This window comes from Roseomonas sp. E05, assembly GCF_030063475.1.
In the GTDB taxonomy this organism is placed as follows: Bacteria; Pseudomonadota; Alphaproteobacteria; order Acetobacterales; family Acetobacteraceae; genus Pseudoroseomonas.
In genome coordinates this window covers 1-956 of sequence record NZ_JASIRT010000093.1, presented here as the reverse complement: position 1 = coordinate 956, position 956 = coordinate 1, and the positions used below count along the sequence as shown (strand labels likewise).

Below are 956 nucleotides of genomic sequence, written 5' to 3'. Positions count from 1 at the left end.
CGGGGCCGTCCGCGCCGCCGGCCCGCCAAGCTGCACGCCGACAAAGGCCATGATCACCGCCGCTGCCGCCAGGAGGGCCGGGCGCGCGGCATCGTCCCACGGATCGCCCGGCGCGGCATCGAGAGCAGCGCCCGCCTGGGCCGCCATCGCTGGGTCATCGAGCGAAGCTTCGCCTGGCTGAGCCGCTTCCGGCGCCTGACCGTCCGCCATGAGCGCCGCGCCGGCCTGCATCTCGCCCTGACAACACTCGCCTGCGCCGTCATCTGCCTGCGGCAGATCCGCCGCTTTTGTCCTTAGGCAGCGTGGACAAAGCTGATCCATAGGCGGATGGCAGCGAGTTGGACAAAGCCGAGGAAGGATCGGGCGGTGTGGTCGTAGCGGGTGGCGACGCGGCGGCAGTTCTTTAAGCGGTTGATGCAGCGCTCGATGCGGTTGCATAGGGCGTAGAGGGGACTGTCAGGAATTTCGTGTGGGGCGGAGCGGTTGAGCACGCTCAGGCCATGGCGCGGGTGAAACGCTCGCCGAACAGGACGACGAACTGGGCCTTGGCGATGGACCACTCCCGTGGCGGTATGGTTCACTCCTTCTCCGCCCGGTTCAAGACCAGAAACAGCAGCTTCAGGGCCGCATCATCGGTCGGAAAATGCCCTCTGCCCCGGACCGCCCGGCGCAGCTTGGCGTTCAGCGTCTCGACGGCATTGGTAGTGTACAAGAAGCGTCTAATTTCAACGCTGAAGGCATAGAAGGGCACCACCTCGCCCCAGGCACGGCGCCAGCTCTGGCCAATGGCCGGATATTTCTGGCCCCATGTGCCAGCCTCAAAGGCGGTCAGGGCCACCTCGGCGGCGGCGGCATCCACCGCCTGGTCGATCGCCTTCAGCGCCGCGGCCACCGTCTTGCGGTCCTTGTGGGCGACGAAGTCCAGGCTCTGCCGCAAGAGGTGGACGATGCAGGTC

The 956-nt window shown here is 66.9% G+C and carries 1 protein-coding gene and 1 pseudogene; one reads left to right on the top strand and one right to left on the bottom strand.

The window, feature by feature from the left end; translation table 11 throughout:
- Positions 1–297 (top strand): transposase (locus QMO56_RS26815; protein WP_283530698.1); only part of this gene is annotated, 297 nt, incomplete at its 5' end.
- A 196-nt stretch (positions 298–493) separates the two neighbouring features.
- Here QMO56_RS26815 and QMO56_RS26805 read toward each other — a convergent pair.
- Positions 494–956 (bottom strand): annotated as a pseudogene (locus QMO56_RS26805) (transposase); the annotation flags it as partial.